Source organism: Phenylobacterium sp. Root700 (assembly GCF_001429025.1).
Classification (GTDB): domain Bacteria; phylum Pseudomonadota; class Alphaproteobacteria; order Caulobacterales; family Caulobacteraceae; genus Phenylobacterium.
The window spans coordinates 344,078-369,258 of record NZ_LMHT01000035.1 but is presented as its reverse complement, the minus strand read 5'-3'; the positions used below and the strand labels follow the sequence as shown (position 1 = coordinate 369,258).

General features: G+C 67.5%; 26 protein-coding genes. 18 read left to right on the top strand and 8 right to left on the bottom strand.

Annotation, left to right across the window (positions count from 1 at the left end; genetic code table 11):
• Positions 1-67: 67 nt before the first annotated feature.
• The gene (locus tag ASE02_RS21500; RefSeq protein ID WP_056737258.1) at positions 68-370 is read left to right on the top strand and encodes a DUF1330 domain-containing protein; all 303 of its coding nucleotides are present in this window, start codon (positions 68-70) and stop codon (positions 368-370) included.
• Between the two features lie 2 nt (positions 371-372).
• Here the strand turns inward: ASE02_RS21500 and ASE02_RS21495 are convergent, their stop codons facing one another.
• Genes ASE02_RS21495 through ASE02_RS21485 form a run of 3 tightly spaced genes read right to left on the bottom strand, consistent with a single transcriptional unit; the run spans position 373 to position 2,476 of the window.
• Positions 373-885, bottom strand: a complete 513-nt coding sequence (locus tag ASE02_RS21495; protein ID WP_056737255.1) for a VOC family protein — start codon at positions 883-885, stop codon at positions 373-375.
• The gene (locus tag ASE02_RS21490; protein WP_056737253.1) at positions 882-1,250 is read right to left on the bottom strand and encodes a hypothetical protein; all 369 of its coding nucleotides are present in this window, start codon (positions 1,248-1,250) and stop codon (positions 882-884) included. The genes ASE02_RS21495 and ASE02_RS21490 overlap by 4 nt, the downstream gene beginning before the upstream one ends.
• Positions 1,247-2,476, bottom strand: a complete 1,230-nt coding sequence (locus ASE02_RS21485) for a class I SAM-dependent methyltransferase (RefSeq protein WP_056737251.1) — start codon at positions 2,474-2,476, stop codon at positions 1,247-1,249. Before ASE02_RS21485 ends, ASE02_RS21490 begins: the two co-directional genes overlap by 4 nt.
• A 226-nt stretch (positions 2,477-2,702) precedes the next feature.
• Here ASE02_RS21485 and ASE02_RS21480 point away from each other — a divergent pair, with 226 nt between their 5' ends.
• Genes ASE02_RS21480 through ASE02_RS21420 form a run of 13 tightly spaced genes read left to right on the top strand, consistent with a single transcriptional unit; the run spans position 2,703 to position 15,673 of the window.
• On the top strand, positions 2,703-3,041 hold the full coding sequence (locus ASE02_RS21480) for an REDY-like protein HapK (RefSeq protein ID WP_056737249.1): 339 nt from the start codon (positions 2,703-2,705) through the stop codon (positions 3,039-3,041).
• On the top strand, positions 3,041-3,877 hold the full coding sequence (locus ASE02_RS21475; RefSeq protein WP_056737248.1) for an SDR family NAD(P)-dependent oxidoreductase: 837 nt from the start codon (positions 3,041-3,043) through the stop codon (positions 3,875-3,877). The genes ASE02_RS21480 and ASE02_RS21475 overlap by 1 nt, the downstream gene beginning before the upstream one ends.
• Positions 3,877-4,764: a polysaccharide deacetylase family protein gene (locus ASE02_RS21470; protein ID WP_056737246.1), complete on the top strand. Its 888-nt coding sequence runs from the start codon at positions 3,877-3,879 to the stop codon at positions 4,762-4,764. Before ASE02_RS21475 ends, ASE02_RS21470 begins: the two co-directional genes overlap by 1 nt.
• A gap of 10 nt (positions 4,765-4,774) precedes the next feature.
• The gene (locus ASE02_RS21465; RefSeq protein ID WP_056737243.1) at positions 4,775-5,422 is read left to right on the top strand and encodes a glutathione S-transferase family protein; all 648 of its coding nucleotides are present in this window, start codon (positions 4,775-4,777) and stop codon (positions 5,420-5,422) included.
• Entirely contained in the window at positions 5,419-6,234 is an 816-nt protein-coding gene (locus ASE02_RS21460) for a CoA ester lyase (RefSeq protein ID WP_200957735.1), read from the top strand. Before ASE02_RS21465 ends, ASE02_RS21460 begins: the two co-directional genes overlap by 4 nt.
• A 5-nt stretch (positions 6,235-6,239) precedes the next feature.
• Positions 6,240-6,761, top strand: a complete 522-nt coding sequence (locus tag ASE02_RS21455) for a MaoC family dehydratase (RefSeq protein ID WP_056737239.1) — start codon at positions 6,240-6,242, stop codon at positions 6,759-6,761.
• A complete protein-coding gene (locus ASE02_RS21450) occupies positions 6,761-7,951 on the top strand; it encodes an acyl-CoA dehydrogenase family protein (protein WP_056737237.1) in 1,191 nt (396 codons plus the stop codon). Before ASE02_RS21455 ends, ASE02_RS21450 begins: the two co-directional genes overlap by 1 nt.
• The gene (locus ASE02_RS21445) at positions 7,951-9,105 is read left to right on the top strand and encodes a CaiB/BaiF CoA-transferase family protein (protein WP_056737235.1); all 1,155 of its coding nucleotides are present in this window, start codon (positions 7,951-7,953) and stop codon (positions 9,103-9,105) included. The genes ASE02_RS21450 and ASE02_RS21445 overlap by 1 nt, the downstream gene beginning before the upstream one ends.
• Complete coding sequence (locus ASE02_RS21440; RefSeq protein ID WP_056737232.1) at positions 9,102-10,211, top strand: CaiB/BaiF CoA-transferase family protein; 1,110 nt, start codon at positions 9,102-9,104, stop codon at positions 10,209-10,211. The genes ASE02_RS21445 and ASE02_RS21440 overlap by 4 nt, the downstream gene beginning before the upstream one ends.
• Complete coding sequence (locus ASE02_RS21435) at positions 10,208-11,560, top strand: MmgE/PrpD family protein (protein WP_162257208.1); 1,353 nt, start codon at positions 10,208-10,210, stop codon at positions 11,558-11,560. Before ASE02_RS21440 ends, ASE02_RS21435 begins: the two co-directional genes overlap by 4 nt.
• A complete protein-coding gene (locus tag ASE02_RS21430) occupies positions 11,560-12,921 on the top strand; it encodes an MmgE/PrpD family protein (RefSeq protein WP_082602264.1) in 1,362 nt (453 codons plus the stop codon). Before ASE02_RS21435 ends, ASE02_RS21430 begins: the two co-directional genes overlap by 1 nt.
• Complete coding sequence (locus ASE02_RS21425) at positions 12,918-14,312, top strand: phenylacetate--CoA ligase family protein (protein ID WP_056737229.1); 1,395 nt, start codon at positions 12,918-12,920, stop codon at positions 14,310-14,312. The genes ASE02_RS21430 and ASE02_RS21425 overlap by 4 nt, the downstream gene beginning before the upstream one ends.
• On the top strand, positions 14,309-15,673 hold the full coding sequence (locus tag ASE02_RS21420; protein WP_056737227.1) for an amidase: 1,365 nt from the start codon (positions 14,309-14,311) through the stop codon (positions 15,671-15,673). Before ASE02_RS21425 ends, ASE02_RS21420 begins: the two co-directional genes overlap by 4 nt.
• Here ASE02_RS21420 and ASE02_RS21415 read toward each other — a convergent pair.
• The gene (locus tag ASE02_RS21415) at positions 15,670-16,464 is read right to left on the bottom strand and encodes an enoyl-CoA hydratase/isomerase family protein (protein ID WP_056737225.1); all 795 of its coding nucleotides are present in this window, start codon (positions 16,462-16,464) and stop codon (positions 15,670-15,672) included. The two genes, ASE02_RS21420 and ASE02_RS21415, sit on opposite strands and share 4 nt — an antisense overlap.
• A gap of 107 nt (positions 16,465-16,571) precedes the next feature.
• Here ASE02_RS21415 and ASE02_RS21410 point away from each other — a divergent pair, with 107 nt between their 5' ends.
• Positions 16,572-17,018, top strand: coding sequence for a hypothetical protein (locus ASE02_RS21410; RefSeq protein WP_056737223.1), 447 nt, complete (start codon positions 16,572-16,574; stop codon positions 17,016-17,018).
• Positions 17,019-17,121: 103 nt separating this feature from the next.
• Here ASE02_RS21410 and ASE02_RS21405 read toward each other — a convergent pair whose 3' ends face one another.
• The gene (locus tag ASE02_RS21405) at positions 17,122-19,491 is read right to left on the bottom strand and encodes a TonB-dependent receptor (RefSeq protein ID WP_162257207.1); all 2,370 of its coding nucleotides are present in this window, start codon (positions 19,489-19,491) and stop codon (positions 17,122-17,124) included.
• A 262-nt stretch (positions 19,492-19,753) separates the two neighbouring features.
• On the opposite strand from ASE02_RS21405, the gene ASE02_RS21400 reads away from it, so the two are divergent.
• The 3 genes from ASE02_RS21400 to ASE02_RS21390 all read left to right on the top strand — a co-directional run bounded on the left by ASE02_RS21400 (position 19,754) and on the right by ASE02_RS21390 (position 21,908).
• Positions 19,754-20,455, top strand: coding sequence for a hypothetical protein (locus ASE02_RS21400; RefSeq protein ID WP_162257206.1), 702 nt, complete (start codon positions 19,754-19,756; stop codon positions 20,453-20,455).
• Positions 20,456-20,481: 26 nt separating this feature from the next.
• On the top strand, positions 20,482-21,378 hold the full coding sequence (locus tag ASE02_RS21395) for a DUF1838 family protein (protein WP_056737217.1): 897 nt from the start codon (positions 20,482-20,484) through the stop codon (positions 21,376-21,378).
• 62 nt (positions 21,379-21,440) lie between these two features.
• The gene (locus ASE02_RS21390) at positions 21,441-21,908 is read left to right on the top strand and encodes a DUF3598 family protein (protein ID WP_056737216.1); all 468 of its coding nucleotides are present in this window, start codon (positions 21,441-21,443) and stop codon (positions 21,906-21,908) included.
• Here the strand turns inward: ASE02_RS21390 and leuD are convergent.
• The 3 genes from leuD to ASE02_RS21375 are packed head-to-tail and all read right to left on the bottom strand — an operon-like array spanning position 21,905 to position 25,165.
• Positions 21,905-22,525, bottom strand: coding sequence for a 3-isopropylmalate dehydratase small subunit (leuD, locus tag ASE02_RS21385; RefSeq protein WP_056737214.1), 621 nt, complete (start codon positions 22,523-22,525; stop codon positions 21,905-21,907). The genes ASE02_RS21390 and leuD overlap by 4 nt on opposite strands.
• 10 nt (positions 22,526-22,535) lie before the next feature.
• The gene (locus ASE02_RS21380; RefSeq protein WP_056737212.1) at positions 22,536-23,942 is read right to left on the bottom strand and encodes a 3-isopropylmalate dehydratase large subunit; all 1,407 of its coding nucleotides are present in this window, start codon (positions 23,940-23,942) and stop codon (positions 22,536-22,538) included.
• Between the two features lie 38 nt (positions 23,943-23,980).
• Positions 23,981-25,165: a CaiB/BaiF CoA-transferase family protein gene (locus ASE02_RS21375; RefSeq protein ID WP_056737211.1), complete on the bottom strand. Its 1,185-nt coding sequence runs from the start codon at positions 25,163-25,165 to the stop codon at positions 23,981-23,983.
• Positions 25,166-25,181: the final 16 nt, after the last annotated feature.

Genomic DNA, 25,181 nt, shown 5'->3' with positions numbered 1-25,181 from the left:
GGCTTGAAATGATATACTTCTATATCATTTGAGCTTACCGCCGCGCCGTTGGCAACAGAGGACACGCATGCCCGCCTATATGATCGTCACCGCCCAACTCAAGGATCGTCAGGCCTTCGTCGAGGGGTACGCCAAGGTCGCCGCCGCCTTGATCACGCAGTTCGGCGGCCGCTACGTCGTGCGCGCGCCCGGCGCGGTGTCGTTGGAAGGCCCGTGGGGCGAGGGCAGTTCGGTGGTCATCTCGGAGTGGCCGGATCGCGCCACGGCCCAAGCCTTCTGGAACAGCCCCGAATACCAGGCCGCAAAGACGATGCGGGAGGGGATCGCCGAGTGCCAGGTCCTGCTGATCGAGGCGCCTGGCCTGACCTAGGATCAGGCCGCGACCGGCTGGGTGGAGTTCTGCTCGGCCGGGTCGCGTTCAATCAGGTTGATCAAGGCCCCGTCCGGGTCACGCAGACAGACTTCCTTCTGCTGGCGATGGGGCATGACAAACAGGCTGGGGTCCGGAGACCAGCTGGCGCCGGCCTTGCGCGCCGCCGCCACCGCCGCGTCGATCGGCCTGGCGTAGAAGACCAGCGCCGTCTCGCCGAGCCGTGGAGGTCCATAGGCGAAGGGCAGGGGCTCCAGGGGCGGTCCATCCAACTCGAACAGACCGACCATCCCGAAATTGGGGGCACCGGCGTTCTTCAGGATACGGCACCGCGCTGTGGTGCTCGCCGGCGTATGCAGGGCCGCGGCCGTGGAGGCCGGATCGAGTTCGCCCTCGTAATAGACCGTGTCGAATCCCAGCGCCCGATAGAAGGCCGTGGACCGGTCCAGGTCGCGGACGAAGACCGCCGCGCGGATCAGGCTGGAGATCGCGTGCGCGGCCGGACCGGTGGTCACGCCTTGCCTTCTGCGATCTCGATGGCGACTTCTTCCGAATAGAGGTCGCCCTGGGCGGTGGCCTCTACGGCCTCGGCCTCCTGCTGGACGATGCGCAGCACGCGGGCGAGGTATTCCTGCATCCAAAGTCCGCGCTCGGCGGCCTGGTCGGGGGTCGGCTCGAAGGCCTCGATCTCGTCGCGGGCCACCAGGCCCTTGCGCTCCAGCAGACGCTCGAGCGTGTCGATCCGTTCGCGCGCGACCGCCAGTTCCTGAACCGCGGCCATGGTGATGGCCAGGACGCGCTCGACCTCGTGGTCGAGGAAATAGGGACGCTTGCCGGCGGGCTTGTTCGACGCCCGCAGAAGGGCTTCCTGTACGCTCACTTACGGGCTCCGATCACATGCCACGCGGCCTTGCGGCCGTAGTCTTCGCTGTCGTCGTCGGCGGCGTCGGGGAAGATTTCCTTCTCGACCACCGCGGTCACGCCGCCATGGATCAGCTTGCCCGCGTCGAAACCCGCCGTCGTCAGATAGGCGTCGATGTCGATCTCGTGCAGCGTGCTCCAGAACGGCTCGTTGTTGTAGAAGGCGTCCCAGTCGCGCATCGCCTGTTCGAACAGCGGCATGCCCGCGGCGTACTGCGGCTGCTCCACATGCAGGACCACGCCGCCGGGCTTCAGCAGGCGGTAGGTCTCGCTGAAGATCGCGCGCATCGAGCTGTAGGACAGCTCGTGCAGGAACATGGTGGTCTGGATCCAGTCGAAGCTCTCATCGGGGAACATCGACAGGTCCGAGCCGTCGGCCTGGACGCAGGTGAGGTTCTCCACGCCCATCGACTTGGCCCGCGCCAGGCCATAGCGCAGCACCGGCCCGCCGACGTCCACGGCGACGACCTCGGCCTCGGGGAACGCCTTGGCGATCGGCACGAGGTTCTGGCCCAGCGTCGCGCCGATCTCGAGGATCCGCGTCGGCTTCAGGTCGGGCAGGTTCTTGGCCACCCACTTGACCACCGCCTGTCCGCCGCCGTCGGAATAGCGCCCCAGCATGCCGCCGGTGGTCGCGAAGATGGCGTGGTCGTAGTTGGCCGCCCCCGAGACGTCGCCCGGGAACAGTTCGGTATGATAGCTGCCCGGCATGCAGTGGTGGTCGACGGCCGAGACATAGCGCGGGATCGGCAGGGCGGGGTTCAGTTGCAGGCGAGCGTCGCCCTCGGTCAGGTCGCGGGTCTGGGCGGCGAGGGCCTCGGCCTGGCGGATGGTGGTCCAGCGGCCGGCTTGCTGGCGCTGCTCCATGGTCATGCGGCGAAGCGCTGACCAAGTCTGGAAGGTCGGATCCTTCAGCAGGGCCTTGCGGACCTCATGACGGTCGCTGGGCGCGCGGCCGGCGTCCTTCTGGAATTTCGGTTCGGCGCGCTGATCCCACGCGGTTTTCACGTGCGGCATGACTCGCGTCGAGAGGTGGCGGTTCATGTGCGCGAGGAAGTTCAGCCGCGCGATTTCGTCATGGCTGGTTTGGGGGAAGACGCCGTGCCGCCCGACGACTCGGTAGTCCGGGGGGCCGTCATAGTTCTGCGCGGGGCCAGCGTTCTTCAGGTCGCCTGAACCGTCCATGGGGCCGATCTCCTCAGTCTCTGCATCCAACTTCGCGCAAACCAGCTTTCAGATCAAATGGTATATATGTAGGTCATTTGTCGAAGCCCCGTCGTCCTGGCCCACAAAGGGAGTCCCCGATCTTGATGTGATCGCCTGGAAAAAGGGTTCCCATGTCAAATGGTATACGTTTATATCATTTATCGCATGACAGGGGCGCACCCTGTCGCGGCAGGAGGGACGGCCCATGGCCACGACGCGCATCATCGCATTCTTCAACTTGAAGCCGGGCGTGAAGGTTGCGGACTACGAGGCCTGGGCGCGCGCTGTCGACCTGCCGACCGTCAACGGCCTGGCCTCGATTCGTAAGTTCGAGGTCTTCAAGACCACCGGCCTGCTCGGTTCCGAGGAGAAGCCGCCCTATCGCTATGTCGAGATCATCGACGTCCGCGACATGGGTCAGTTCGGCGAGGATGTCGGCACTCCGGTCATGCAGAAGATCGCTGGCGATTTCGCCGGCATGGCCGACGTGACCTTCATGCTCACCAAGAAGATCGGCTGGAAGCGCGCGAAGGCGGAAGCTTGATGGGGCGCTTCACCGGCAAGACCGCCGTCATCACCGGCTCGGGGCGTCGCAAGGGGCTAGGTGAAGCCATCGCGCGCCGCTTGGCCGAGGAGGGCGCAGCGGTGGTGATCTCCGACATCGGCGCGTCAAAGGACGCCGCCACGCCGGGGGCCATGATCGGGGCGACCGAGGAGATGGAGGCGATCGCCGCCGACATCCGCGCCGCCGGCGGCCAGGCCTCGACCTGCGTCTGCGACGTGCGCGATTGGGCCCAGGTCCGGGCCATGGCCGATCAGGCGGTCGCCACGCACGGCTCGCTCGACATCTGGGTGAACAACGCCGGCATCGGCTACATCATGAAGCCGCTGCTGGAGGTCTCGCCCGACGAGTGGCAGGCGGTGATCGACGTCAATCTGACTGGCGCGTTCTTCGGCCTGAAGGCCGCCGCCGAAGTCATGGCGGCGCAGGGCAAGGGCGGGCGGATCGTCAACATCGCCTCCCAGGCCGCCAAGTCCGGCTTCCCGCACGCCCAGGCCTACACCGCCTCCAAGCATGGGCTGGTCGGCCTGACCCGTTCGGCGGCCATCGAGCTCGGCGCCTACGGCATCACCGTCAACAACGTCTGCCCCAATCACGTCACCACGGGCCTCGGCGCCTGGCAGAACGAGTACTTCGCCAAGGTGACGGGCGCGGCCTCGGTCGACGACTACCTGCAGAAGATGGCCGCGCGCATCCCGCTGGGACGCCCGGGCCTGCCTGAAGACACCGCCAAGGCCGTCGCTTTCCTGTGCTCGGACGAGGCCGCCTACATCACCGCCGAGAGCATGAACGTCTCCGGCGGCGAGGAGCCGCACTGATGCCCGCACCCGCCGATTTCACCTGGCCCAACGGCTCGAAGTTCGCGCTCTCCATCGTCGTCAATGTCGAGGAAGGCGCCGAGCAGAACATCCGCGACGGCGACAAGGGGCCTGAGCCGGTCGATGAGCTGTCCGCCGTCCCGAAGCGTCCGATGCGGATGCACGGCAACGAGAGCAACTATCAGTACGGGATCAAGGCCGGCGCGCCGCGCGTGCTGCGCCTGCTGGACGAGTACAAGATCCGCGCGACCTGGACGGCGGCGGCCCTGGCGCTCGAACGCGCGCCGGACCTGGCCCAGGCCATCGTTGCGCGCGGCGACGAGGTCTGCTGCCACGGCTATCGCTGGGCGCACCAGTTCTGGATGAAGGAAGAGCAGGAGCGGGAGTTCATCCGCAAGGGCTGGACCTCGCTGGAGCAGACCACCGGCAAGCGCCCGAGCGGCTGGCTGTCGCGCTACCTCCACACCGACGCCACGCGCCGGCTGCTGGTGGAGGAGGGTTACTCCTATCACATGGACGACTACTCCGATGACTTCCCGTTCTGGGATGTCGTGGAGATGGCTGACGGCTCCAAGAAGCCGATGCTGATCATGCCGTACGCGTTGGACTCCAACGACATGAAGTTCTGGCTGGCGCCGTCGCTGACCACCCGCGACTGGCTGGCCTACGCCATCGACACCTTCGACCAGCTCTACGCCGAGGCCGACGAGGTCGGCGCCCGTTACATGAGCCTGGGCTTGCACCTGCGGATCATCGGCCGTCCGGGCCGCATCGGCGCCTTCAAGGCCTTCCTCGACTACGTGCAGGGCAAGACCGGCGTGTGGATCGCCAGCCGCGAGGAGATCGCTAAGGCGTTCGCCGCCGCCGTTCCGGCCCCGGCGGTTTGAGGCCGCTGTCGTGATCGAGTTGCGTTCAGTTCCGACCGCCAACGGCCAGAAGGTGCATATCGCCCTGGAGGAGACGGGGCTGCCTTACAGCGTCTCGTTCGTCGACCTCGTGGCCGGTGAGCACAAGACCGCGGCGTTTCGGGCGCTGAACCCCTTCGCCAAGGCGCCGGCCCTGCTCGATCCAGACGGGCCGGGCGGCCAGCCGATCGCGCTGTCGGAGTCGATGGCCATTGTCTTCTACCTGGCGGAGAAGGCCGGCGGCGACCTGCTGGCCAAGGGCGCCCAGGCGCGGGCCGAGGAACTGATGTGGGCGGCGGCGATCTCCTCGTCGGTCGCCATGCCGTTCGCCATGCAGTTCTTCGCCACCAACCTGGCGCCGGAACCGACGCCCTGGCTTGAAACCATGATGACCCAGGGCTGCCGCGACGCGCTGGCGGTGTTCGATCAACGTCTCGCCGAGCGCCCGTTCGTCATGGGCGAGCAGTTCGGGGTCGTCGATTGCCTGCTCTATCCGGTGGTCGCCACCTCGGCCAAGCGGCTGGCTGGCGGACTGAGCGGCTACGCCAACCTGCAACGCTATGAGGCCGACCTGGCCGACCGACCGGGCGTGGCCCGCGGCATGGCCGTTTCTCCCTCAATCCAGATCGAGGCATCGTGACCTTCCGTACTCTCCTGTTCGTTCCGGGCGCTCGGCCCGAGCGTTTCCCCAAGGCCGGCGCCGCGGGCGCCGACACCGTCTGCATCGACCTGGAAGACGCGGTCCCCCCGCACCAGAAGGAGCAGGCGCGCGCTGAGGCGATGGCGTTTCTGCAAGCCGATACGAGCGGCCGCTTTGGCCTGCGCATCAACGGCGTGACGACCGCGCCCTTCGCGGCCGATTGCGAGGCCCTGCGCGCCGCGCCGAAATCGGCCGCCTTCGTGATGGTTCCCAAGCTCGAAACCGCCGAGCAGGTGGCCCTGGTGCGCGAACGCATCGGCCCCGACTGCCCGCCGGTCTGGCCGGTGATCGAGAGCCCTGAGGGCCTGCGCAACGCCTGGGACATCGCGGCGGCGCCCGGCGTCGGCGGCGTGCTGTTCGGCGGCGCCGACTATTCGGCGGAAATCGGGTCGGACATGGAGTGGGACGCCCTGGCCTTCGCCCGCGGCCAGCTTGTCGCCGCCTGCGCGCGCGGCGGGGTCGAGCTGCTCGACGTGCCGTATCTCGACATCAAGGACCCCGAGGGCCTCATCGCCACGACCACCCGCGTAAAGGCCATGGGCTTCACCGGCCGCTCCTGCATCCACCCGGACCAAGTGGCCCCGGTCAACACCGTCTTCACCTCGAGCCCGGCCGCCGTCGCCCACGCCCAACGCGTGATGGAGGCCTTCGAGGCCGCCGAGGGCGGGGCCGTCCAGCTCGACGGAAAACTCATCGATCTGCCCGTCATCCGGGCGGCGCAACGCACACTTGAACGCGCTGGAGGCGCTTGAGACACATGGTTCAGACCTGGAAAGAAGTTGGCCCCCAACGCTACCGCGAGACCTTTGGCCGGTACTTCGAGGACTTCCACGTCGGCGACGTCTACGAACATCGCCCCGGTAAGACGGTCACCGAGTACGACAACCACCTGTTCACGCTGCTGACGCTGAACACCCACCCGATGCACTTCGACGCCGAGTTCGCGAAGGCCTCGGAGTTCGGCAAGAACCTGGTGGTCAGCCCCTACACCCTGGCTCTGCTGATCGGCATGAGCGTCACCGACACCAGCCAGAAGGCGATCGCTAATCTGGGCATGGACGACGTGAAATTCACCGCGCCGGTGTTCGCCGGCGACACGATCTATGGCGAGAGCGAAGTGCTGGCCAAGCGCGAGAGCAAGTCGCGGCCCGGCCAGGGCATCGTGACGATCCGCACGCTGGGCAAGAACCAGCGCGGCGAAACCATCTGCACCTTCACGCGCAACATGCTGATCCCCGGCCGCGGCAACGCCGTCGAAGACAAGGTGGGGAACTACTGATGGACGTCCAATCCCAGATCTCCGACGCCGACGAACGCGCCATCCTCGATTCCATCGAGCGGTGGCTGGAGAAGAAGGTCGCGCCCGTCGCCATGCAGCTCGAGCATGACGACGAATGGCCGGCCGACCTGGTCAACGACATGACTGAGCTGGGCCTGTTCGGCGCGCTGATCTCGCCGGAGTACGGCGGGCTCGGCCTCTCGGCCTCGACCTATTCGAAGATCGTCACCCGGATCTCCGAGGAGTGGATGTCGCTGACCGGCATCTTCAACTCCCACCTGATGATGTCGCTGGTGGTGCAGAAATTCGGCACCGAGCGGCAACGGGAATACTGGCTGCCCCGCTTCGCCTCCGGCGAGCTGCGCGGCTGCCTTGGCCTCACCGAACCGGACGCCGGCACCGACCTGCAGGGCATCCGTACGGTCGCCCGCCGGGTCGGCGACAACTATGTCGTCAACGGAACCAAGACGTGGATCTCCAACGCCATCCAGGGCCATGTCTGCGCCCTGCTGGTGAAGACCGACACCGAGGCGCAACCGCGCCACAAGGGGATCAGCATGCTGATCACCCCGAAGATCGACCCCGACACCCGCGTCCCGCTGCCCGGGGTTAAGAACGGTAAGAAGCTCGAGAAGCTTGGCTACAAGGGCATCGATTCCGGCGAGTTCATCTTCGAGGACTACGAGTGCTCGGCCGAGCTGTCGCTGGTCGGCGGCGAGGAGGGCAAGGGCTTCCTGATGGCGACCGGCGGCCTGGAGATCGGCCGCATCAATGTCGCCTCCCGTTCGGTCGGCATCGCCCGCCGCGCGCTGGCCGAGAGCGTCAAGTACGCCCAGATGCGCAAGACCATGGGCAAGCCGATCTGCGAGCACCAGGCGATCCAGCTGAAGCTCGGCGAGATGGCCGCCAAGACCCGCGCGGCCGAACTGCTGGTCAATGACGCCGCCCGCGCCTTCGACGCCGGCGGCCGGATCGACATGGAAGCTGGCATGGCGAAGTACTTCGCCTCGGAGACCGCTCTCGAGGTGGCGACCGAAGCCATGCGCATCCACGGCGCCTACGGTTACTCCAAGGAATATCCGATCGAGCGCCTCTACCGCGACGCCCCGCTGATGTGCATCGGCGAAGGCACCAACGAGATGCAGCGGATCATCATCGCCAAGCAGCTCGTCGCCAGGAACCCGATCTGATGGCCGCCCTTAAGCGTCCCCTGGAGGGGATCCGGATCCTCGCCGTCGAGCAGTACGGCGCAGGTCCCTATGGCACCCAGCTGATGAGCGAACTGGGCGCCGAGGTCATCAAGATCGAAGCCCCGTCGATGGGCGGCGACGTCTCGCGCGCCACCGGCCCGTACTTCCTGGGAGAGGGCGACAGCCAGTTCTTCCAGACCTTCTCCCGCGGCAAGAAGTCGGTGTCGCTGGAGATCAAGTCGCCCGAGGGCCGCGCGGCTTTCGAGCGCCTGGTCGCCTCGGCCGACGCGGTGGTCAACAATGTCCGCGGTGATCAGCCCGAGAAGCTGCGGATCACCTATGATCACCTGAAGGCGATCAATCCAAAGATCGTCTGCGCGCACCTCTCGGCCTACGGCCGCGACAACAGCCGCGCGACCTGGCCGGGCTACGACTACCTGATGCAGGCCGAGGCCGGCTTCATGACCATGACCGGCGAGCCGGACGGCCCGCCCGTGCGCTTCGGCCTGTCGATGGTCGACTTCATGACCGGCTCGATGTTCGCCTTCTCGATCGTCTCGGCGCTGCTGTCGGCCAAGACGACGGGCGAGGGCTGCGACGTCGACGTCTCGCTATTCGACGTCGCCCTGCATCAAACCTCCTATCCGGCGGTGTGGTCGATGAACGAGGGCCACGACGTCGGCCGTCTGCCGCGCGGCGCACACCCCTCCATCGCGCCCTCGCAGATGGTGCGGACCAAGGACGGCTGGGCCATGCTGCTCTGCCAGACCCCGAAGTTCTGGGACGTGTTCTGCGAGCTTGCCCAGGCTCCGCACCTGAAGGCCGACCCGCGCTTTGTCGACATTCCCTCGCGCCGCAAGCACGTGGCCGAGCTGACGGAAGCGCTGGACGCCGTCTTCGCCAAGCACACCACCGACGAGTGGATGGCGTTGCTGGGCGGCAAGGCGCCGTTCGCCCCGGTCAAGGATCTGAAGGACGCGTTGGCCAATCCGTATGTGGCCGAGATCGCCATGCGCGACGTGGTCGAGCACCCCGATCGCCCCGAGGGCCTGCACATGCTGGCCTCGCCGATCAAGGTGAACGGCAAGCGTGCGCCTGGGGTTCGCGCCCCGAAGATGGGCGAGCACAACGACGAGCTGTTGGGCGGCGAATGAAGCTCGAAGGCGTCAAGGTCCTCGACCTCTCCCTGTTTCTGCCCGGCCCGATGCTGAGCGTCATGATGGCCGACCACGGCGCGGACGTGATCAAGATCGAGCCGGCGGGAGAGGGCGAGCCTACGCGCCATATCGGCTACGAGAAGAACGGCGCCTCCGTCTGGTTCCGCAACACCCACCGCGGCAAGCGGTCGATGCAGCTGAACCTGAAGTCGGAGGAAGGCCAGGCGGTGTTCTGGGCGCTGGCCAAGGACGCCGACGTCGTGCTGGAGGCCTTCCGGCCCGGCGTCGTGGATCGCCTGGGCGTGGGCTACGAGGCGGTGCGCGCGGTCAATCCGGGCGTCGTCTATTGCTCGATCAGCGCCTTCGGCCAGGACGGTCCCCACCGGGATCGTCCGGCCCACGACGTTGCGGTCCAGGCCATGGCCGGGGTGATTTCGCTCAACGAGGGCCAGGACGGTAAGCCGGCCATGCCGCACATGCCGGTGGCCGACGCCTTCGCCTCGCTGACCGCGCTCTCGGGCGTGCTGATGGCGCTGCTGCGCCGCCAGCAGACCGGGCTCGGCGACTATCTCGACGTCTCGATGTTCGACAGCGTCCTGGCCTGGACCCCGAACGTCACCGGCAAGATCTTCGCGACCGGTGAGCCCCACGTTCCCAAGGACGAACGGTCCTGGGGCGGCAATGCGATGTTCAATCTCTATGAGACCCGGGACGGCCAATGGGTGGTGCTGGGCGGCTCGGAGCTGAAGTTCGCCCAGAACCTGCTGAAGGCCTGGGACCGGCTCGACCTGGTCGACTACGCGGCCCTGCCGCCTGGTCCCGGCCAGGAACCGCTGCGCGCTTTCTTCCGTGAGAAGTTCCGCGAGAAGACCCGCGCCGAGTGGGAGCAGTGGTTCGATGGCCTCGACGTCTGTTTCGCGCCAGTGCGCAATCTGAAGGAAACCTTCGAGGACCCGGCGCTCGCCCAGCACGGGATGTTGGCCTGGGGCGCCGATGGCTCGGAGATCGTCGGCGCGCCGATCCGCTTCCTGGCGGAACCGGCCCAGATCGACCCCGAACTGCCCGCCATCAACGCCAACGCTGGAGAGGGCTGGCGTTCGTGAGCCAAGTTCCGACCATCGCGCTTCGCCTGGCCGAGGCGCTGAGCCGCCCGGTCACGGGCGCCGACCGGGCGCGCGCCCGGCTGCACCTGCTCGACTGGGCCGGCTGCGCGGTGGCCGGCGCACGTGAGCCTGGAGTAGGTGAAATTCGAAGCCTGGCCCAGCTCGAAGGGCGTGGTTCCTGCCACGTCGTCGGGGGCCGGGCGACGGGCCCCCAGGCGGCGGCCCTGGCCAATGGTCCGGCTGGCGCGATCCTGGAAATGGACGATGTCGACAAGCGCGCCCTGCTGCATCCGGGGCCGGTGGTCGTGCCCGCGGTGCTGGCGGCGGCCGAAGTCCTGGGCGTCGAGGACGGCGCGGCGCTACTGGACGCAATCGTCCGCGGTTACGAGGCGATGATCCGCGTCGGGCGCGCGGTCGGTCCCGGGCACTATGCGAACTTCCACACGACCGCGACCTGCGGCGGCTTCGGCGCCGCGGCGGCGGTGGCGAGCCTGATGGGGCTGGACGTGCGCGCCACGGCCTGGGCGCTGGGCAATGCCGGTCAGCAGGCGTCAGGTCTTTGGCAGGTGCGGAACGAGCCGGTGTTCACCAAGGCGCTGCATAACGGACGGGCGGCCGCCAACGGCCTGGCCTCGGCCTTCCTGGCGCAACGAGATTTCGCGGGGCCGCTGGCGATCTTCGAGGGGCCTCAAGGCTTCTTCGCCGCCATGTGCCCGGGCGCCGATCCGCAGGACGTCCTGCGAGACGCCGAGGGCGCCTGGGCGATCCACGATGTCAGTTTCAAGCCGCACGCCGCCTGCCGCCACGCCCACGCGACCATCGACGCGGTGCTGGAATTGCGCGCCCAGGCCGCTGGCCGGACGCTGCAAAGCCTGGAGGTTCGCTCCTACCGCGACGCCCTGACTTTCTGCGACCGCCCGACGCCCGTGACCACGGGGCAGGGCAAGTTCTCTCTTCAGCATGCGGCGGCCATCACCTGGCTGCACGGCGACGCGGCGGTCGAGCGGTTTACTCAGGAGCAGTTGGACGAGCCTCGCCTCGTCGGGCTGAGGGCTCAGGTGAACGTCGCCGAAGACCCGGCCATCACCGCGCGTTACCCGGCGCGGTTCGGCGCCTCGGCGCTGGCCCGCTTCACGAACGGTTCGAGCCTGAGCGCCGAGGCGCCCGACGCCCTCGGCGATCCCGAGCGGCCGGTCAGCGAGGCCCAGCTGCTCGGCAAGGCCCGCAGCCTGATGGCCTGGGGCGGCCTGGCCAGCGACGGCGCTGAACGACTGATCGCCGCCGCCCTGGGGCAGGGCGGCTGGGCCAAGGTCTCCGACTTCACCGCAGCCTTGCCTGGAGAGCGCTGATGAACCCGGCCGAAGTGCTGATCGACCACGCCCTGGGTCTGGAGTGGGCCGCCCTGCCGGAGCCGGCGCGTCAGGCGGCGCGCATCTTCCTGCATGACACCCTGTGCGTCGGCGTGGCCGGGGCCAACGCGCCCTATGCCGACGCTATCCGCGCCGCCGCGAGCGGTTGGGGGGCGGGGAGCGAATGCTCGGTGCTGGGACGCCCGGAGCTGCGGTTGCCCGCGCCCTCGGCGGCGTTCGTCAACGCGTTCCAGATCCACTCGCAGGAGTTCGACTGCGTTCACGAGCCGGCGGTCGTGCACCCGCTGGCCACCATCGCCTCGGTCTTGATCGCCGAGGCCGAACGCTCCGGACCCTATGGGGGCGAGGACTTGCTGACGGCCTTGGCTGCAGGGGTGGACGTCGCCGCCGGCCTCGGTGTGGCGGCGACCACGTCGCTGAAGTTTTTCCGTCCTGCCACCGCCGGCATCTTCGGCTGCGTCGCGGCGCTGGCGCGGTTGCGCCGCCTGCCGCGCGTGGTGGCGCTCGACGCGCTCGGTTACGCGCTGGCCTTCGCCGGCGGCACCATGCAGGCCCATACCGAGGGCAAGCCGGCCCTGCCGGTCCAGATCGCCAACGCCGCCCGCGGCGCCATCACCGCCGTCGATGTGGCGGTGGCGGGGCTGCCGGGGCCGCTGCGCTCGATCGACGGCCCGTTCGGCTATCTGACCCTGTTCGAGGACGGCTATGATCTGGCGCCGGTTCTGGAGAGCCTGGGCAAGGTCCACCGCATCGCCGAGGTGAGTTGGAAGCCGTTCCCGACCGGACGCGCCGCCCATGGCGCCATCGTCGCCACCCAGGCCCTGATGGCGCAGCACGGCCTGACCGCCGACGATCTGGAGAGCCTGACCTACAGCGCGCCGCCGCTGATCAAGCGGCTGGTCGGTCGGCAGGTGATCGAGGGCATGGGCCCGGCCCATGCGCGGCTGTGCTTCCCCTATCTCGCCGGTCTCGTGCTGACGCGCGGCGCGGTGGGTCTGGGCGACTTCACCGCCGCCAGCCTGGCCGATCCGGCGCTGCACGCCATCGCCGCAAAGATCAGCGTCGAGGATAACGGCGATCCCGATCCGGCCGCCTTCACGCCCGCCGTCGCCGTCGCTCGTACCCGCGACGGCCGCGAACTGCGGATCGAGGTCGCCGCCCAGTTCGGCTCGCCGGCCTGGCCGCTGAGCCGCGAACAACACCTCGAAAAGGCCCGTAGCTGCCTCGCCTTTGGCGGCCTCGAGGCCATCCATGCGCCGCTTGCGGCGCTGCTTGAAGATTTTGAACACCTGGACGACGCGGCCGCAGCCTTCCGGCTCGCCGCTGGGAGAGAGCCATGAACGACACGCACCGCACCTACTGGCAGGAAATCGATTTCGCGGCGATGACCCGCGACCACCCGGTGGGTGACGATTTCGTCCGCTTCGCCACCCAGACCAGCCGCGACGCCTTGCGCGACCATCAAAACCGCCTGTTCCTGCGCTGCGTCGACCGCGCCTGGAAGACCCCGTTCTATCAGCGCCTGTGGGGCGCGGCGGGCGTGGAGCGAGGCGATATCCGCTCGCTCGACGACCTTCCGAACCTGCCGTCGTTCGACAAGTCCGACATCATGGCCAGCCTGGATCGCGCCCCGCCGCTGGGCGATTTCGCCGGTTTCGAAAGCTATGAGCACCGCCCGCCGGTGATCTTGCACACCACCTCGGGCACCACCGGCAAGCCGCAGGTGCTGCTGTTCGGCGCCAAGAGCCGTGAGGTCCAGAACCTGCTGCTGGGCCGGCTCTATCGCTTCCAGGGCATGCGTCCCGACGACGTCGTCCACTCGGTCTACGGCCACGGCATGATCAATGGCGGCCACTATGTCCGCGAAGCGGTCACCCACTGGACCAGCGCCGTCTTCCTGTCGGCCGGCACGGGCGTCGAGACCCGTTCGGTGCAGCAGGTCGAGTTGATGCGCAACTTCGGCGCGACGGTCATCGTGGGCTTCGCCGACTACATCAAGAAGCTGGCTGAGGTCGCCCGTGAGGCCGGCCTGGAGCCGGGCCGGGACATCCCTGTGCGGATGATCTCGGGCCACCTGGGCCGCGAGGACAAGGTCGCCATGGGCGAGGCCTGGGGCGGGGCGCAGTGCTTCGACTGGTACGGCGTCGGCGACACCGGCTGTATCGCCGGCGAGGGCCCGGACCGCGACGGCCTCTATGTGATGGAGGACGCGCAGTTCCTGGAGGTCTGCGACATCGACACCGGCAAGCCGGTGGCCGATGGCGAGACCGGCGATATGGTCTGCACCTGCCTCTACAAGGACGACCTCTATCCGATCATCCGCTTCAACACCCACGACGTGACCCAGGTGAAGTCGGGTTCCTCGTCGATCGGCGTGAACTTCAAGCGGATCGAGGGCTTCATGGGCCGGTCCGACAACATGGTGAAGATCCGCGGGATCAACATCTTCCCGCAGGGGATCGGGCCGATGCTCGACGAGCACCCAGCCTTCGGCAAGGAGTTCATCTGCAGGGCGCGCCGCGACGAGGCCGGCCGCGACACCTTCGTGGTGGTGGCCGAGACGACCTCGTCCGATCCCAATGTCGCCCAGGCCTTCAGCGACATCCTGAAGCGCAAGATCGGCATCGAGGTCCAGGTGGAGTTGGCGGCCAAGGGCGGCACCGCGGCCCTGACCCAGATCGACGTCCGCCAGAAGCCGATCCGGCTGATCGATGAGCGTTTCGACAAATGAGCTTCGCCAATCCGATCGTCGACGCGGGGCTCACGGGCCTGACCGAACTCTACCGCAGCCGGGCGATCACGCCGCTGGAGGCCACCGAGGCCTATCTGGCGCGGATCGAACGGTTGAACCCGCAGCTTGGCGCCTATGTCACTGTCGATGCGGCGGGGGCGAGGGCGGCCGCCGAGGCGAGCGCGGCGCGATGGGCGGCGGGTTCACCGTTGTCGCCGCTGGACGGCGCGCCGGTGGCGGTGAAGGCGAACATCGCCGTCGCCGGCCTGCCGTGGCACGCCGGTATCGCCGCCTATCGGGACCGGCTGGCGCCGGAAGACGCCGCCGTGGTCGGCAATCTCAAAGCGGCCGGCGCGGTGATCCTCGGCATTCTCAACATGCACGAGGCCGCCCTGGGCGCGACGACGGACAACGCCGCCTTCGGCCGTTGCCATAATCCGCATCGGCACGGGTTCACCGCCGGTGGTTCGTCGGGCGGATCTGGGGCCGCCGTGGCCGCTGGCCTCTGCGCCGCAGCGCTGGGCACCGACACCATGGGCAGCGTCCGTATCCCCTCCGGCTATTGCGGGGTCTACGCCCACAAGCCGACCCAGGGACTGATCGACACCGACCAAGTCGTGGCGCTGTCCTGGACGCTGGATCACGTCGGCGTTCACGCGCGTTCGATTGAGGATTGCGCCGCTCTGCTGGACCAGGCGAGCGGCGGACTGTCGGGCGACATGGGCGACGAGGCCTTCGTCGCCGCGCCGCGTTCGGCGCTTGGCCAGGCGCCGCTGGCGGTGCTGGACTTCGCAGGTCAGGTCGAGGTCGAGCCGGCGGTGCAGGCCGCCTTTGATGCGACGATGGGGCGCGCGCGCGCCGCCGGCCTGACCCTGGAGACCGTGCGTCTCGACTACGACTTTGGGGCCATGCGCCGCCTTGGCCTGCTGATGTCCGAGGCCGAGGGCTTCGTCGAACACCAGGCGATGCTGGCCGCCGATCCGGAGGGCTTCACGCCCGGTTTGCGCAAGCTGCTGACCTGGGGCGCGGAGCAACCGGCCTGGAAGCTGGCCAAGGCCTATCGCGAGCTGGGCGAGGTCGCGGCCCGCATCAGCGAAGTTCTCTCGCCCTATGAAGCGGTCCTGATGCCGACCGCGCCGCAGGCGGCCTTCGCGTTCGAGACGCCGGCGCCCGCCAATCAGGCGGACTTCACGGCGCTGGCCGATTTCCTGGGCCTGCCGGCGACGGCGTTCCCGGTCGGAATGTCGCCAGGCGGCCTGCCGCTGTCGGTCCAGGTGATGGCCTGGGACGACGACGTGGCGCTGGGGCTGGCGGCTCTGCTCGCTGATCCGGTGGCCGCCCCGCCGGCCTTCCGCGGCTAGCGGAAGGGGAAGACCGGCGCGCGCTTGGCGAGGAAGGCGTCGCGGCCCTCGATGAAGTCCGCGCCCTCCACGGCGTCCAGCAACCAGGCTTCGGTCTGGGGGGTGTCGGCCGGGACGCCTTGCAGGATCAGGGCGATGATCGCCTTGGTCTTGCGGGCCGACCACTGCGAGGCCTTGGCGACGGCGCCAGCTTTCTCGGCGACGGCGCGGGCCAGGTCATCGGCGGCGTGGACCTCGTCGACCAGCCTGATCGCGTGAGCCTCCGGGGCCGGCAGGATGCGGCCGGTCATCAGCATGTCCTTGGCCGAAGAGGCGCCGACCGCGTCCACTAGCCGCTTGGTGTCGGCCAGGCTGTACATCAGGCCGAGCTTGCCAGGCGTGATGCCTAGTTTGGCGTCGGCGCTGGCCAACCGCAGGTCGCAGCAGAGCGCCAGGCCCATGCCGCCGCCGACGCAGGCCCCGGCGATCTGGGCGATCACCGGCTTGGCCAGATCAGCGACCGCGTCCATGCCGCGCGCGACGCTGGCGAAATAGGCCTGGGTGCTGTCGCGGGTCGCGTAGACGGATTCAAATTCGGAGATATCGGCCCCAGCCGCGAAGTGGCCGCCCGCGCCGGTCAGCACCAGCACCTTGGCGTCGTCATTGCGCGCCACGGCCTCGATGGCCTGGGGCAGGGCCTCCCACATCGCCTTATTCAGCGCATTGCGCTTTTCCGGACGGTTGAGCGTCAGCAGCGCCACGTCGCCGTCCAGGTCGAGGCAAAGGGTCTGGTCGGCGAAATAGATCGGCATCGAAGTGCACCTTGTGCGATTGTGGCGGCGAGGTCGAAATGATATAAAACTATATCATTATACGCACCCCACCGGGCGGCGGAATTATCAACGAGGGAGAGGATTAGATGGGCGACATCCGTAAGGCGATGCCTGTTCTGGCGCGCCATGAAGGCGACTGGGAAGGCGTCTATATCCATGTCGACATCGACAACAAGGAAATCGATCGGCACCGCTCCAAGCTGCAGTGCATGTTCCCCGCCGAGGGCCCGTTCGCCTATCACCAGATCAACACCTACATCTGGGACGACGGCCGCGAGGAAGAGATCCACTTCCCGGCGACCTTCCGCGACAACCGCATCTGGTGGGACACCGACCGGATCGAAGGCAGCGCCTGGGAGATCGACGAGCGCACTGTGGTCCTGACCTGGACCCGCAAGGGCGAGCCCGGCACCTATCTCTACGAGATGATCCAGCTCTCGGAAGATGGCCAGCATCGCGGCCGCACCTGGCATTGGTTCAATGAAGACAAGCTCTTCAAGCGCACCTGCATCAAGGAAACGCGCGTCCGCTGATTCCCCGATCATTGAAGACGAAAGGGCCGCCGGATTTCTCCGGCGGCCCTTTTTTGTGTCGCCGCGAGGATGGACGCCGCCCGCAGGCGGCGTCCCCTTCGGACTAGAAGGTCTTGCTGACGCTCACGCCCCATTCGGCCTTGCGCGGCGGGGTGATGGCGAAGGCGCGAGCCGTGTCGCCCGACGGAGCCTTGGGCACGCCCAGGGCCAGATCGAGGTAACGCAGGATGCCCTCGGGGGTGTCTTCGTTGAAGACGTTCTTGCCCCAGAGCGACACGCGCAGACCGGTGGTGTTCCGCACGCCGAGCTGCAGGTTGACCTTGGTCGAGTCGCCGGTCTCGGCCAGGTTCATCACCTGGTCGAAGTAGGACGAGCGATAGATCACGTCGGCGTTGGCGAAGGCGTCCCAGTCGCCCGATAGGGTGGTGTCGTAGCGCAGGCTGAACGAACCGGCGTGCTTGGAGACCAGCGGCGGAACTTTGCCGGCGATCGAAGCGGCGTCGAGGCAACCCGGCAGGGACAGGTTGGTGGTCGTGCCGGTCTTGCAGGCCCGGCCCTTCAGCAGGATCGCCTGTTCCGGCTCGATGCCCTTGGTGATCTCGGCGTCGAGATAGGTGTAGCCGAACTGGACGCTGAAGCCGGCCGGAAGCCTGCGGGCGCCTTCCAGTTCCAGGCCCTTGACCTCGGTGGTGCCGATGTTGGCCTTGTAGCTGCTGACGACGCCGGTGGTCGCGCCGATATAGGTGTTGGTCAGCACCTGGCCCGAATAGTCGTTGAAGAACAGCGACAGGTTCAGATAGTCGAAGCCCAGGATCGAGGTCTTGGCCCCGATTTCGTAGTTCTTCAGGCTCTCTTCTTCGTAAGAGCTTTGCGGGGCGTCGGCCGGGTTGAAGCCGCCGGGCGAGTTGCCCTCGGCGTACTGGGCGTAGAACGAGACGTCCGGGTTCATCTTCCAGTTCAGGGTCACGCGCGGAAGCGTGGCCTCGAAGGTCTGCTGGCGCTTGTTGGCGACGCCGATGATCTGGGCCGGATTGCCGCCGCGCAGGCTCCGCAGATATTCCGGCGCGAAGTACTGGTCAGCGCGATAGGCCAGGGTTTCGGCCTGCACGTCGTCCTTCTGGCGGCGAAGTTCGAGGCCCAGCGTCAGGCCCGAGACGATGTCCCAGTCCAGGCCGCCGAAGACGGCGGTGTTCTTGACGCGGGTCTGGTCGCCCAGCAGGTCGAGGCCCGCTTCCGTGGCTTCCAGGTACCGGGCCAGCGGCTTGTTGCGGTCCAGGCCCTGATAGACGCCGACGCGCCAGCGGATCGGCTGATCGCCGGGCGAGCTGAGGCGGACTTCGTTGGTCCAGGAGTTACGCCGCGCCGCGTCGGTGGTGTTGAACGCCGAGCGCGAGCAGTCCTGGTTGCCGATTGGGATGAACGGGCAGGACGCGCCGAACAGGAAGAACTCGCGGCCGTCATAGGACTGGTCGGTCCCGGTGGAGCGGTACACTTCGCTGGCGCCGGTCTGGTAGGAAACGGTGTAGCCGGATCCGAGGATGTCCCAGTCGACCGACCCGAAGAAGCGGTCGGCGGTGCGATGCGTGCCCGGGTTGAGCAGCTTGTCGGTGTTGAGCGCGAACGACTTGGGCGAGCCGACCGTGCCGCAGTAGTAGGGGCGGGTGGTCAGGAAGCAGTTGTTGGCGGTCGAGCGCTGCAGCGCGATCGGATACAGGCCGTCGTTGTCGTCGGTGTGCAGGTAACGGACCGAGGCGCTGATGTCCTCCGTCGGCTTGAAGAACAGCGCGCCGGTGAGCTGACCGGACTTTTCCGAGCCGAGTTTGCTGCCGGGCATGGCCAGATTGTCGTACTGACCGTCGAAATTGTAGGCCTTGAAGCCGACTTCGCCGCTCATCCACGAGGTGATCGGCCCGGAGACCATGGCGCCCAGTTCCTTGCGGCCATAGGAGCCGATGGTCGCCTTGATGCGGCCTTCGAATTCGTTGCTCGGCCGGCGGCTGACGATGTTGACCGCGCCGGTCAGGGTGCCGCGGCCGAACACGGCCGATTGCGGACCCTTGATGACTTCGACGCGCTGGGCGTTCTCGAGGTCGAGGGAGCCGAACTCACCGTAGTAGGGAATGCCGTCGATGAAGACGCCGACCTTGCCGTCGGAGACCAGGATGTTGGACGCGCCGCGGATGACCGGGCGGTCGGCGCTGCGGCCGAAGCTTTCCTGGGACTGCAGGCCCGGCGTGAACTGGGCGATGTCGGTGATGTCCTGGATCTGACGGTTTTCCATGGCCTGGGTCGTGAAGGCCGAAACCGCGATCGGGATGTCTTTCAGGGTTTCCTCGCGCTTCCGCGCGGTGACGACCAATTCCTCGATCTGCTGGGCGTCGCCGTCCGTGGCGGCGAAGGCCGGCGCGGCGGTGACGAGAACGCCAAGGCCCGCTGAAGCCAGCAGACATCTTCTCAAGATTGATTTTGACATGAGAAGCATTTCCCCCCTTCCATACGATCCGAATTGGACCATTGTTATACTAATAGGCCATTTGGTCATGGACTGTCGCGCGCTTGTCAACCGACGATCGCTAAGCGCAGCGGTGGCCCGGCCTTGTTGAGCGTTTTTGGGGGAACTGGTGCTGGAACGTGACAATCGGAAGGCGGATTCGGGGGCGGGCGGACTGAGTCGCCGGGAGGCGTTCGTCGCCCTCGGCGCGGGAATCGCCGTGGTCGGAGCAGCGGGACCGGCGATGGCGCAGGCCGCCGCGGAACTGTCCGGCGCCGAGATCATCGCCCGCGCCCATGCCGCCGCGGGCGGGGCCGACTGGGCCAAGCCGCGCACGCTGATCATGACGGGCAAGGCTGTGTTCTTCGCCAGCGGAACCCAGGCGAACCACATCGTGTCGCCCGACTATCGGATGTGGCGGACCTATCCCACGGCCTCGGCCGAGGCCCATGCCGCCAACGGCATGGTGCGGATCGACGCCAAGCGGGCCGATGGCTCGCTCTACTACCAGATCGCCTTCGACGGGGTGGACACCTACAACGAGAAGGGGGCCATCCCCGGGGCCGCGGCGTCCAAGGAATGGTCGGAGAACTTCGGCTTCGGGATCATCCGCTTCGCGCTCAATGACGGCTTCAGCATCGATCGCCTGCCCGACGACGAGGCCGACGGGCGGCCGATCTACACGGTGCGGGTCAACGATCCGGGCGGCGGCAAGACGCTGTTCGGGATCACCAAGGACGACTTCCAGGTGGTCTGGCTCGGCTTCGCGACGCCCAAGGGGTGGCACGAGCGGCGCTACTCGCACTTCTACCGTAACCCGGGCGTCAGCTTCACCCAGCCGGGGCGCGTGCGCCTGTTCTATGACGGCGTGAAGCAGAACGAGATCTGGTGGACGGCCTACGACCTCAACCAGCCCATCGAGCCCAAGCTCTATCGGCTCGGCTGACGCATTCTAATCGGAGGGGAAAACCCATGAAGAAGATGATCTCTCACCTGGCGATGCTGGCCGGGTTGGCGGCGATGGCCGCGGCCTCGCCGGTTCTGGCCAAGCCGCTGGACCTGTCCAAGGGCGCCGACGCCCTGACCGCCATGCGCAAGGTCCAGTGCTCGACCAAGGACAGCAAGCCGGTGGTCTATCACTGGTCCGGTCGGGCCTATTCGCGCGTGCCTGGCGAGCCGGACAAGCACCTGTTCAACGTCGAGGGCATGAACGTTCGCCAGTGCGTGACGATCAACGATCCGGTCAAGGGGCCGGGCTTCCGCATGGTCTCGCGCGAGTTGATGTTCTACCTCGACCCGAAGACCGGCGAGGCGCTGACGACCTGGAAAAATCCTTGGACGGGCAAGACCGTGGACGTGATCCACGTCGCCAACGATCCGGTGAACATGCCCCCGATGTTCGCGACTGACGCCGCCGGCAAGCCGTTCTCCCTGAACGCCCGGGTGCAGAATGGCCGGGTGTTCATGGCCTCGGAAATCCCGCTGTTCTACAAGAACCCGCTGGCGGGCGATTATCAGACCTTTGTCGGCAACCACTATCACGCGATGGAGATTTTCGACTTCGCCGCGGACGAGGCCGATCTGCTCGATCCCAAGAAGTCCGAAGCCAGCCCGATCGTCGCGTGGGTGCGCGTCGCCGAATGGCTGCCTTGGATGGAGATGAGCGGGCGCTCTGGGCTGATGGTCGTGAACGCGACGGGCCAGACGGTCGCCGGGATCGACGCCCTGCCGCCGGTGATCCGCGAGCAGATCAAGGCCAACTATCCCGAATACGCCGCCCCGCCGCCGGTGGACGACAAGCGTCCCAACGAGACGAGCTGGACCTATTTCAAAAAGGTCCTCGATCGCAAGGCGGCGGCCGCGAAGTAGCGGCTCCAGCAGGGGCGGCGAGTTGTCGCGCGCCGCCCCGTTTTTCGTGAGGGCCAAGCCTGATGACTGACGATTTTCTGATCGGGCAGCGGCTGCCGCTGCTGGCCAAGCATGCGGGCGTCTGGACCGGGACCTACACCTTCGTCACGCCGAAGCTCGAGGTGCTGGACCGTTATGATTTTCGGATCGACGTTTCGTTCCCGCAGGACGGGTTGGGACGGCGGACCTATCGGCAGGAGAGCGACTACCTCTGGCCGGACGGCCGCACGCAGAGCTTGGTGTTCGAAGGCGTGCTGGAGGGCGAGGAGATCGTCTTCGACAACGGCCGGATCGCCGGTCGCATGCGGGCGCTGGACGACCGGACGCTCTACCTGACCTTCGGCTTTACGGCGCAGCCCGGCGTCGAGGTCTGCGAGATGCTTCAGCTCTCGGCGGACGGCCTTAGCCGCGCGCGGACCTGGCACTGGTTCCGCGATGAGCGGCTGTTCCAGATCACCCTCGTCGACGAGCGCCGCGAAGGGGCGGCCTAGAGATAGATCCAGGGCCGCGCGAGCCGGTCGGCGTCGACGCTGGCGTCGATCTTGTCGCGCAGGCGCAGAGTCAGGTCGATGCCGTCGAGGCCGTGCAGCAGCATCTCGCGAGCCTCGGGCTCCAGCGCGAAGCCAGCCTTCGCATTGTCGGGCGAGGTCACGGTCATCGCCTCGAGGTCGACCGTCATCCTGTGGGTCTGGGGCGCCTGCGAAACCGCCTTGGCGGCGGCCTCGATGAAGGCCAGATCCGCGATGACCGGCACGATGCCGTTGCGCACGCAGTTGCCGAAGAAGATCGGATTGAAGGACGGCGCAATGATCGCCCGGAACCCGTATTCGGCCAGCGCCCAGGCGGCGTGCTCGCGGCTCGACCCGCAGCCGAAATTCTCGCCGCCGAGCAGGATGGCGCAGCCGTCATAGCTCGGGTCGTTGAGCGGAAACCCTGGCGTAGGCTCGCGGCCGCCGATCTGCGTATAGCGCCAGCCCGCGAACAGGCCGTCCTTCAGGCCGGTCTTGGAGACCCCCTTCATCTCCCGCGAGGGGATGATGGCGTCGGTGTCGATATTGGCGCGGACGAGGGGCATGGCGACCGCGGTCAGGTTCGTGAAGGATTGCATCGATGCGTCCCTACGACAGCAGGCGGCGGTGGTCGGCGAGACGGCCGGCCACGGCGGAGGCCGCGACGGTCTCGGGCGAGGCGAGATGGGACCTCGTTTCCGGGCCCTGACGGCTTTCGAAATTGCGATTGGTCGAGGTGACGACCCGGCTCTTTGGCCCGAAGCTCTCGCCGCCGGCGAAGAAGCACATCGAGCAGCCGGATTCACGCCATTCGAAGCCCGCGGCCTTGAACACCTGGTCCAACCCCTCGGCCTCGGCCGCCTGCTTGACGGCGGTGGAGCCCGGCACGCAGATCGCCGTCACGCCCGGCGCGACCTTGCGGCCCTTCAGGATCGCGGCCGCCCGGCGCAGGTCGCTGATCCGGCTGTTGGTGCATGAGCCGATGAAAGCCGCATCGATGGCGACGTCCGCCAGCTCCGCGCCTGGCGTCAGGTCCATGTATTTCAAGGCGCGGTCATAGGCCTCGCGGCTGTCGCGGCCGGCGACCTCCTCGAACAGCGGAACGCGCCCATTGATCCCGACGCCTTGCTGCGGACTGGTGCCCCAGGTGATCATCGGCGCGACTTCGCCGGCGTCGATGTGGTGCTCGACGTCGAACACCGCCTCGGCGTCGCTGGACAGATCGCGCCATTCGGCCAGGGCCTGATCCCACATGTCGCCCTTCGGCGCGTAGGGCCGGCCTTGAAGGTACTCGAACGTGGTGTCGTCGGGGGCGATCAGGGCGGTGAAGGCCGAGAGTTCGGTCGCCATGTTGCAGAGGGTCAGGCGCGCCTCGACCGGCAGGGCGCGGACGGCTTCACCGGCGTATTCCACCGCATGGCCGCGTGCGCCCGACGACGACAGCGTGGCCAGGATATGCAGCGCCAGGTCCTTGGCCGTCACGCCCTCGTCCAGGCGGCCGCGGATGTTGATCCGCATGGTCTTCGGGCGCGCGACCCGCAAGGTTCGGGTCGCCAGCGCGTGCTCGGCCTCGGTCGATCCGATGCCCCAGGCCAGCGCCCCCAGCGCCCCTTGAGTGCAGGTGTGACTGTCGGGGCAGACCACGGTCGCGCCCGGCAGCACGATGCCCTGCTCGGGCGAGATCACATGGACGATGCCTTGGCGCTCGTCGCCCAGGTCGAACAGCGTCAGTCCGGCTTCCAGCGCCGCCTCGCGGGTGGCGGTGATGAAGTTCATGCCGGTGGGCATGGTGGTCTTGTCCCCCCGACCCGGGAAGGTGTCGACCACATGGTCCATGGTGCAGAACACCTGCCGTGGAGCGGCGACCGCTCTCCCGGCCTGCTTGAGGCTGCGCAGGGCGACCGAGCCGGTGCGTTCGTGCAGGAACACCCGATCGACCAGGATCAGGTCCGAGGTCGCATCCAGCCGCTGCACGAGATGGCGGTCCCAGATCTTTTCAAAGAGGGTCTTCGCCAAGGGGGCTCCGGGGGCGTTTAGGCGGAACGAACTGTGGGTCAGGCGACTGCGCCGGCGGCGATCAGGGTGTCGATCTCGCCGCCGCCAAGGCCAAGGCCCGAGAGGATCTCCCGGCTCTGCTGGCCGGCGCTCGGAACATCGATGCGCACGCCCATCCGTTGCTGGCCGATCTCGACCGGCAGGGCGGGCAGGCTGGTCGTACGACCGTCGGCCAAGGTCACGTCGACCAGCCCCTGCGCCTGGAGCTGCGGATCGTCGAACAGGTCTTCAGGCCGGCAGATCGGCGCGAAGGGCAGGCCGACCGTCTCCAGCTTGGCCAGCAGGTCGGCGGCGGTGAGGCTGGCGAACAGCTCCCTGACCTTCGGCAGGATACGGTCCCGGGCCTCGACGCGCTGATTGTTGAGCGCCAGCGACTCGTCGGCGATGAACTCGTCCAGGGCGAAGCCGCGGCAGAAGGCCGTCCACTGGGCGTCGCTGACCACCCCGACAAACACCTGCTGGGCGTCCTTGGTCTCGAAGACGTCGTAGATCGCCCAGGCCGAGACGCGGGCCGGCATCGGCTTGGCGGCGACGCCGGTCACCGCCATCTGCGCCATGTGCTGGCCGACCAGGAAGGCGGTGGTCTCGAACAGCGAGCACTTCACCTCTTGGCCCAGGCCCGTCCGCCGACGCTCTTCCAGCGCGGCCAGGATGGCGATGGCGCCGAACATGCCGCCGGTGACGTCGATGACCGAGGCGCCCGCGCGCAGCGGCCGGCCGGGAGGGCCGGTCATATAGGCCAGGCCGCCCATCATCTGGGCCACCTCGTCCAGGGCGGCTCTGTTCTCGTAGGGGCCTTTCAGGAAGCCCTTGGCCGAACAGTAGATCAGCCGGGGATTTTCAGCGCGCAGCGACTCGCAGTCGAGGCCGAGCTTCACCAGCGCGCCCGGTCTGAAGTTTTCGATGACCACGTCGGCGTCGGCCGCCAGGCGCCGGGCGACCTTCAGGCCCTCGGGGCTCTTCAGATCGACGCAGATGCTGCGCTTGTTGCGGTTGTACATCGGGAAGTAGCCCGCGCCCGAACCCAGCAAGCGGCGCGTCGGGTCGCCCCCGATCGGTTCGACCTTGATCACCTCGGCGCCCAGGTCGGCGAGGATGACCCCCGCGGAGGGGCCCATCACCATGTGGGTGAACTCGACCACCTTTAGTCCGGCGAGGGGGAGGGCGTCGTCGCCGCCGGTCATGGCGCAGTCCTTTTTT

Coding starts and splice junctions, on each gene's coding strand:
- ASE02_RS21415 (WP_056737225.1), bottom strand. CDS start 16,464: ATGCCGATCTATTTCGCCGACCAGACCCTTTGCCTCGACCTGGACGGC.
- ASE02_RS21455 (WP_056737239.1), top strand. CDS start 6,240: ATGGTTCAGACCTGGAAAGAAGTTGGCCCCCAACGCTACCGCGAGACC.
- ASE02_RS21375 (WP_056737211.1), bottom strand. CDS start 25,165: ATGACCGGCGGCGACGACGCCCTCCCCCTCGCCGGACTAAAGGTGGTC.
- ASE02_RS21390 (WP_056737216.1), top strand. CDS start 21,441: ATGACTGACGATTTTCTGATCGGGCAGCGGCTGCCGCTGCTGGCCAAG.
- ASE02_RS21500 (WP_056737258.1), top strand. CDS start 68: ATGCCCGCCTATATGATCGTCACCGCCCAACTCAAGGATCGTCAGGCC.
- ASE02_RS21475 (WP_056737248.1), top strand. CDS start 3,041: ATGGGGCGCTTCACCGGCAAGACCGCCGTCATCACCGGCTCGGGGCGT.
- ASE02_RS21405 (WP_162257207.1), bottom strand. CDS start 19,491: ATGTCAAAATCAATCTTGAGAAGATGTCTGCTGGCTTCAGCGGGCCTT.
- ASE02_RS21470 (WP_056737246.1), top strand. CDS start 3,877: ATGCCCGCACCCGCCGATTTCACCTGGCCCAACGGCTCGAAGTTCGCG.
- ASE02_RS21400 (WP_162257206.1), top strand. CDS start 19,754: ATGGCGCAGGCCGCCGCGGAACTGTCCGGCGCCGAGATCATCGCCCGC.
- ASE02_RS21485 (WP_056737251.1), bottom strand. CDS start 2,476: ATGGACGGTTCAGGCGACCTGAAGAACGCTGGCCCCGCGCAGAACTAT.
- ASE02_RS21450 (WP_056737237.1), top strand. CDS start 6,761: ATGGACGTCCAATCCCAGATCTCCGACGCCGACGAACGCGCCATCCTC.
- ASE02_RS21410 (WP_056737223.1), top strand. CDS start 16,572: ATGGGCGACATCCGTAAGGCGATGCCTGTTCTGGCGCGCCATGAAGGC.
- ASE02_RS21395 (WP_056737217.1), top strand. CDS start 20,482: ATGAAGAAGATGATCTCTCACCTGGCGATGCTGGCCGGGTTGGCGGCG.
- ASE02_RS21480 (WP_056737249.1), top strand. CDS start 2,703: ATGGCCACGACGCGCATCATCGCATTCTTCAACTTGAAGCCGGGCGTG.
- ASE02_RS21430 (WP_082602264.1), top strand. CDS start 11,560: ATGAACCCGGCCGAAGTGCTGATCGACCACGCCCTGGGTCTGGAGTGG.
- leuD (WP_056737214.1), bottom strand. CDS start 22,525: ATGCAATCCTTCACGAACCTGACCGCGGTCGCCATGCCCCTCGTCCGC.
- ASE02_RS21445 (WP_056737235.1), top strand. CDS start 7,951: ATGGCCGCCCTTAAGCGTCCCCTGGAGGGGATCCGGATCCTCGCCGTC.
- ASE02_RS21440 (WP_056737232.1), top strand. CDS start 9,102: ATGAAGCTCGAAGGCGTCAAGGTCCTCGACCTCTCCCTGTTTCTGCCC.
- ASE02_RS21425 (WP_056737229.1), top strand. CDS start 12,918: ATGAACGACACGCACCGCACCTACTGGCAGGAAATCGATTTCGCGGCG.
- ASE02_RS21420 (WP_056737227.1), top strand. CDS start 14,309: ATGAGCTTCGCCAATCCGATCGTCGACGCGGGGCTCACGGGCCTGACC.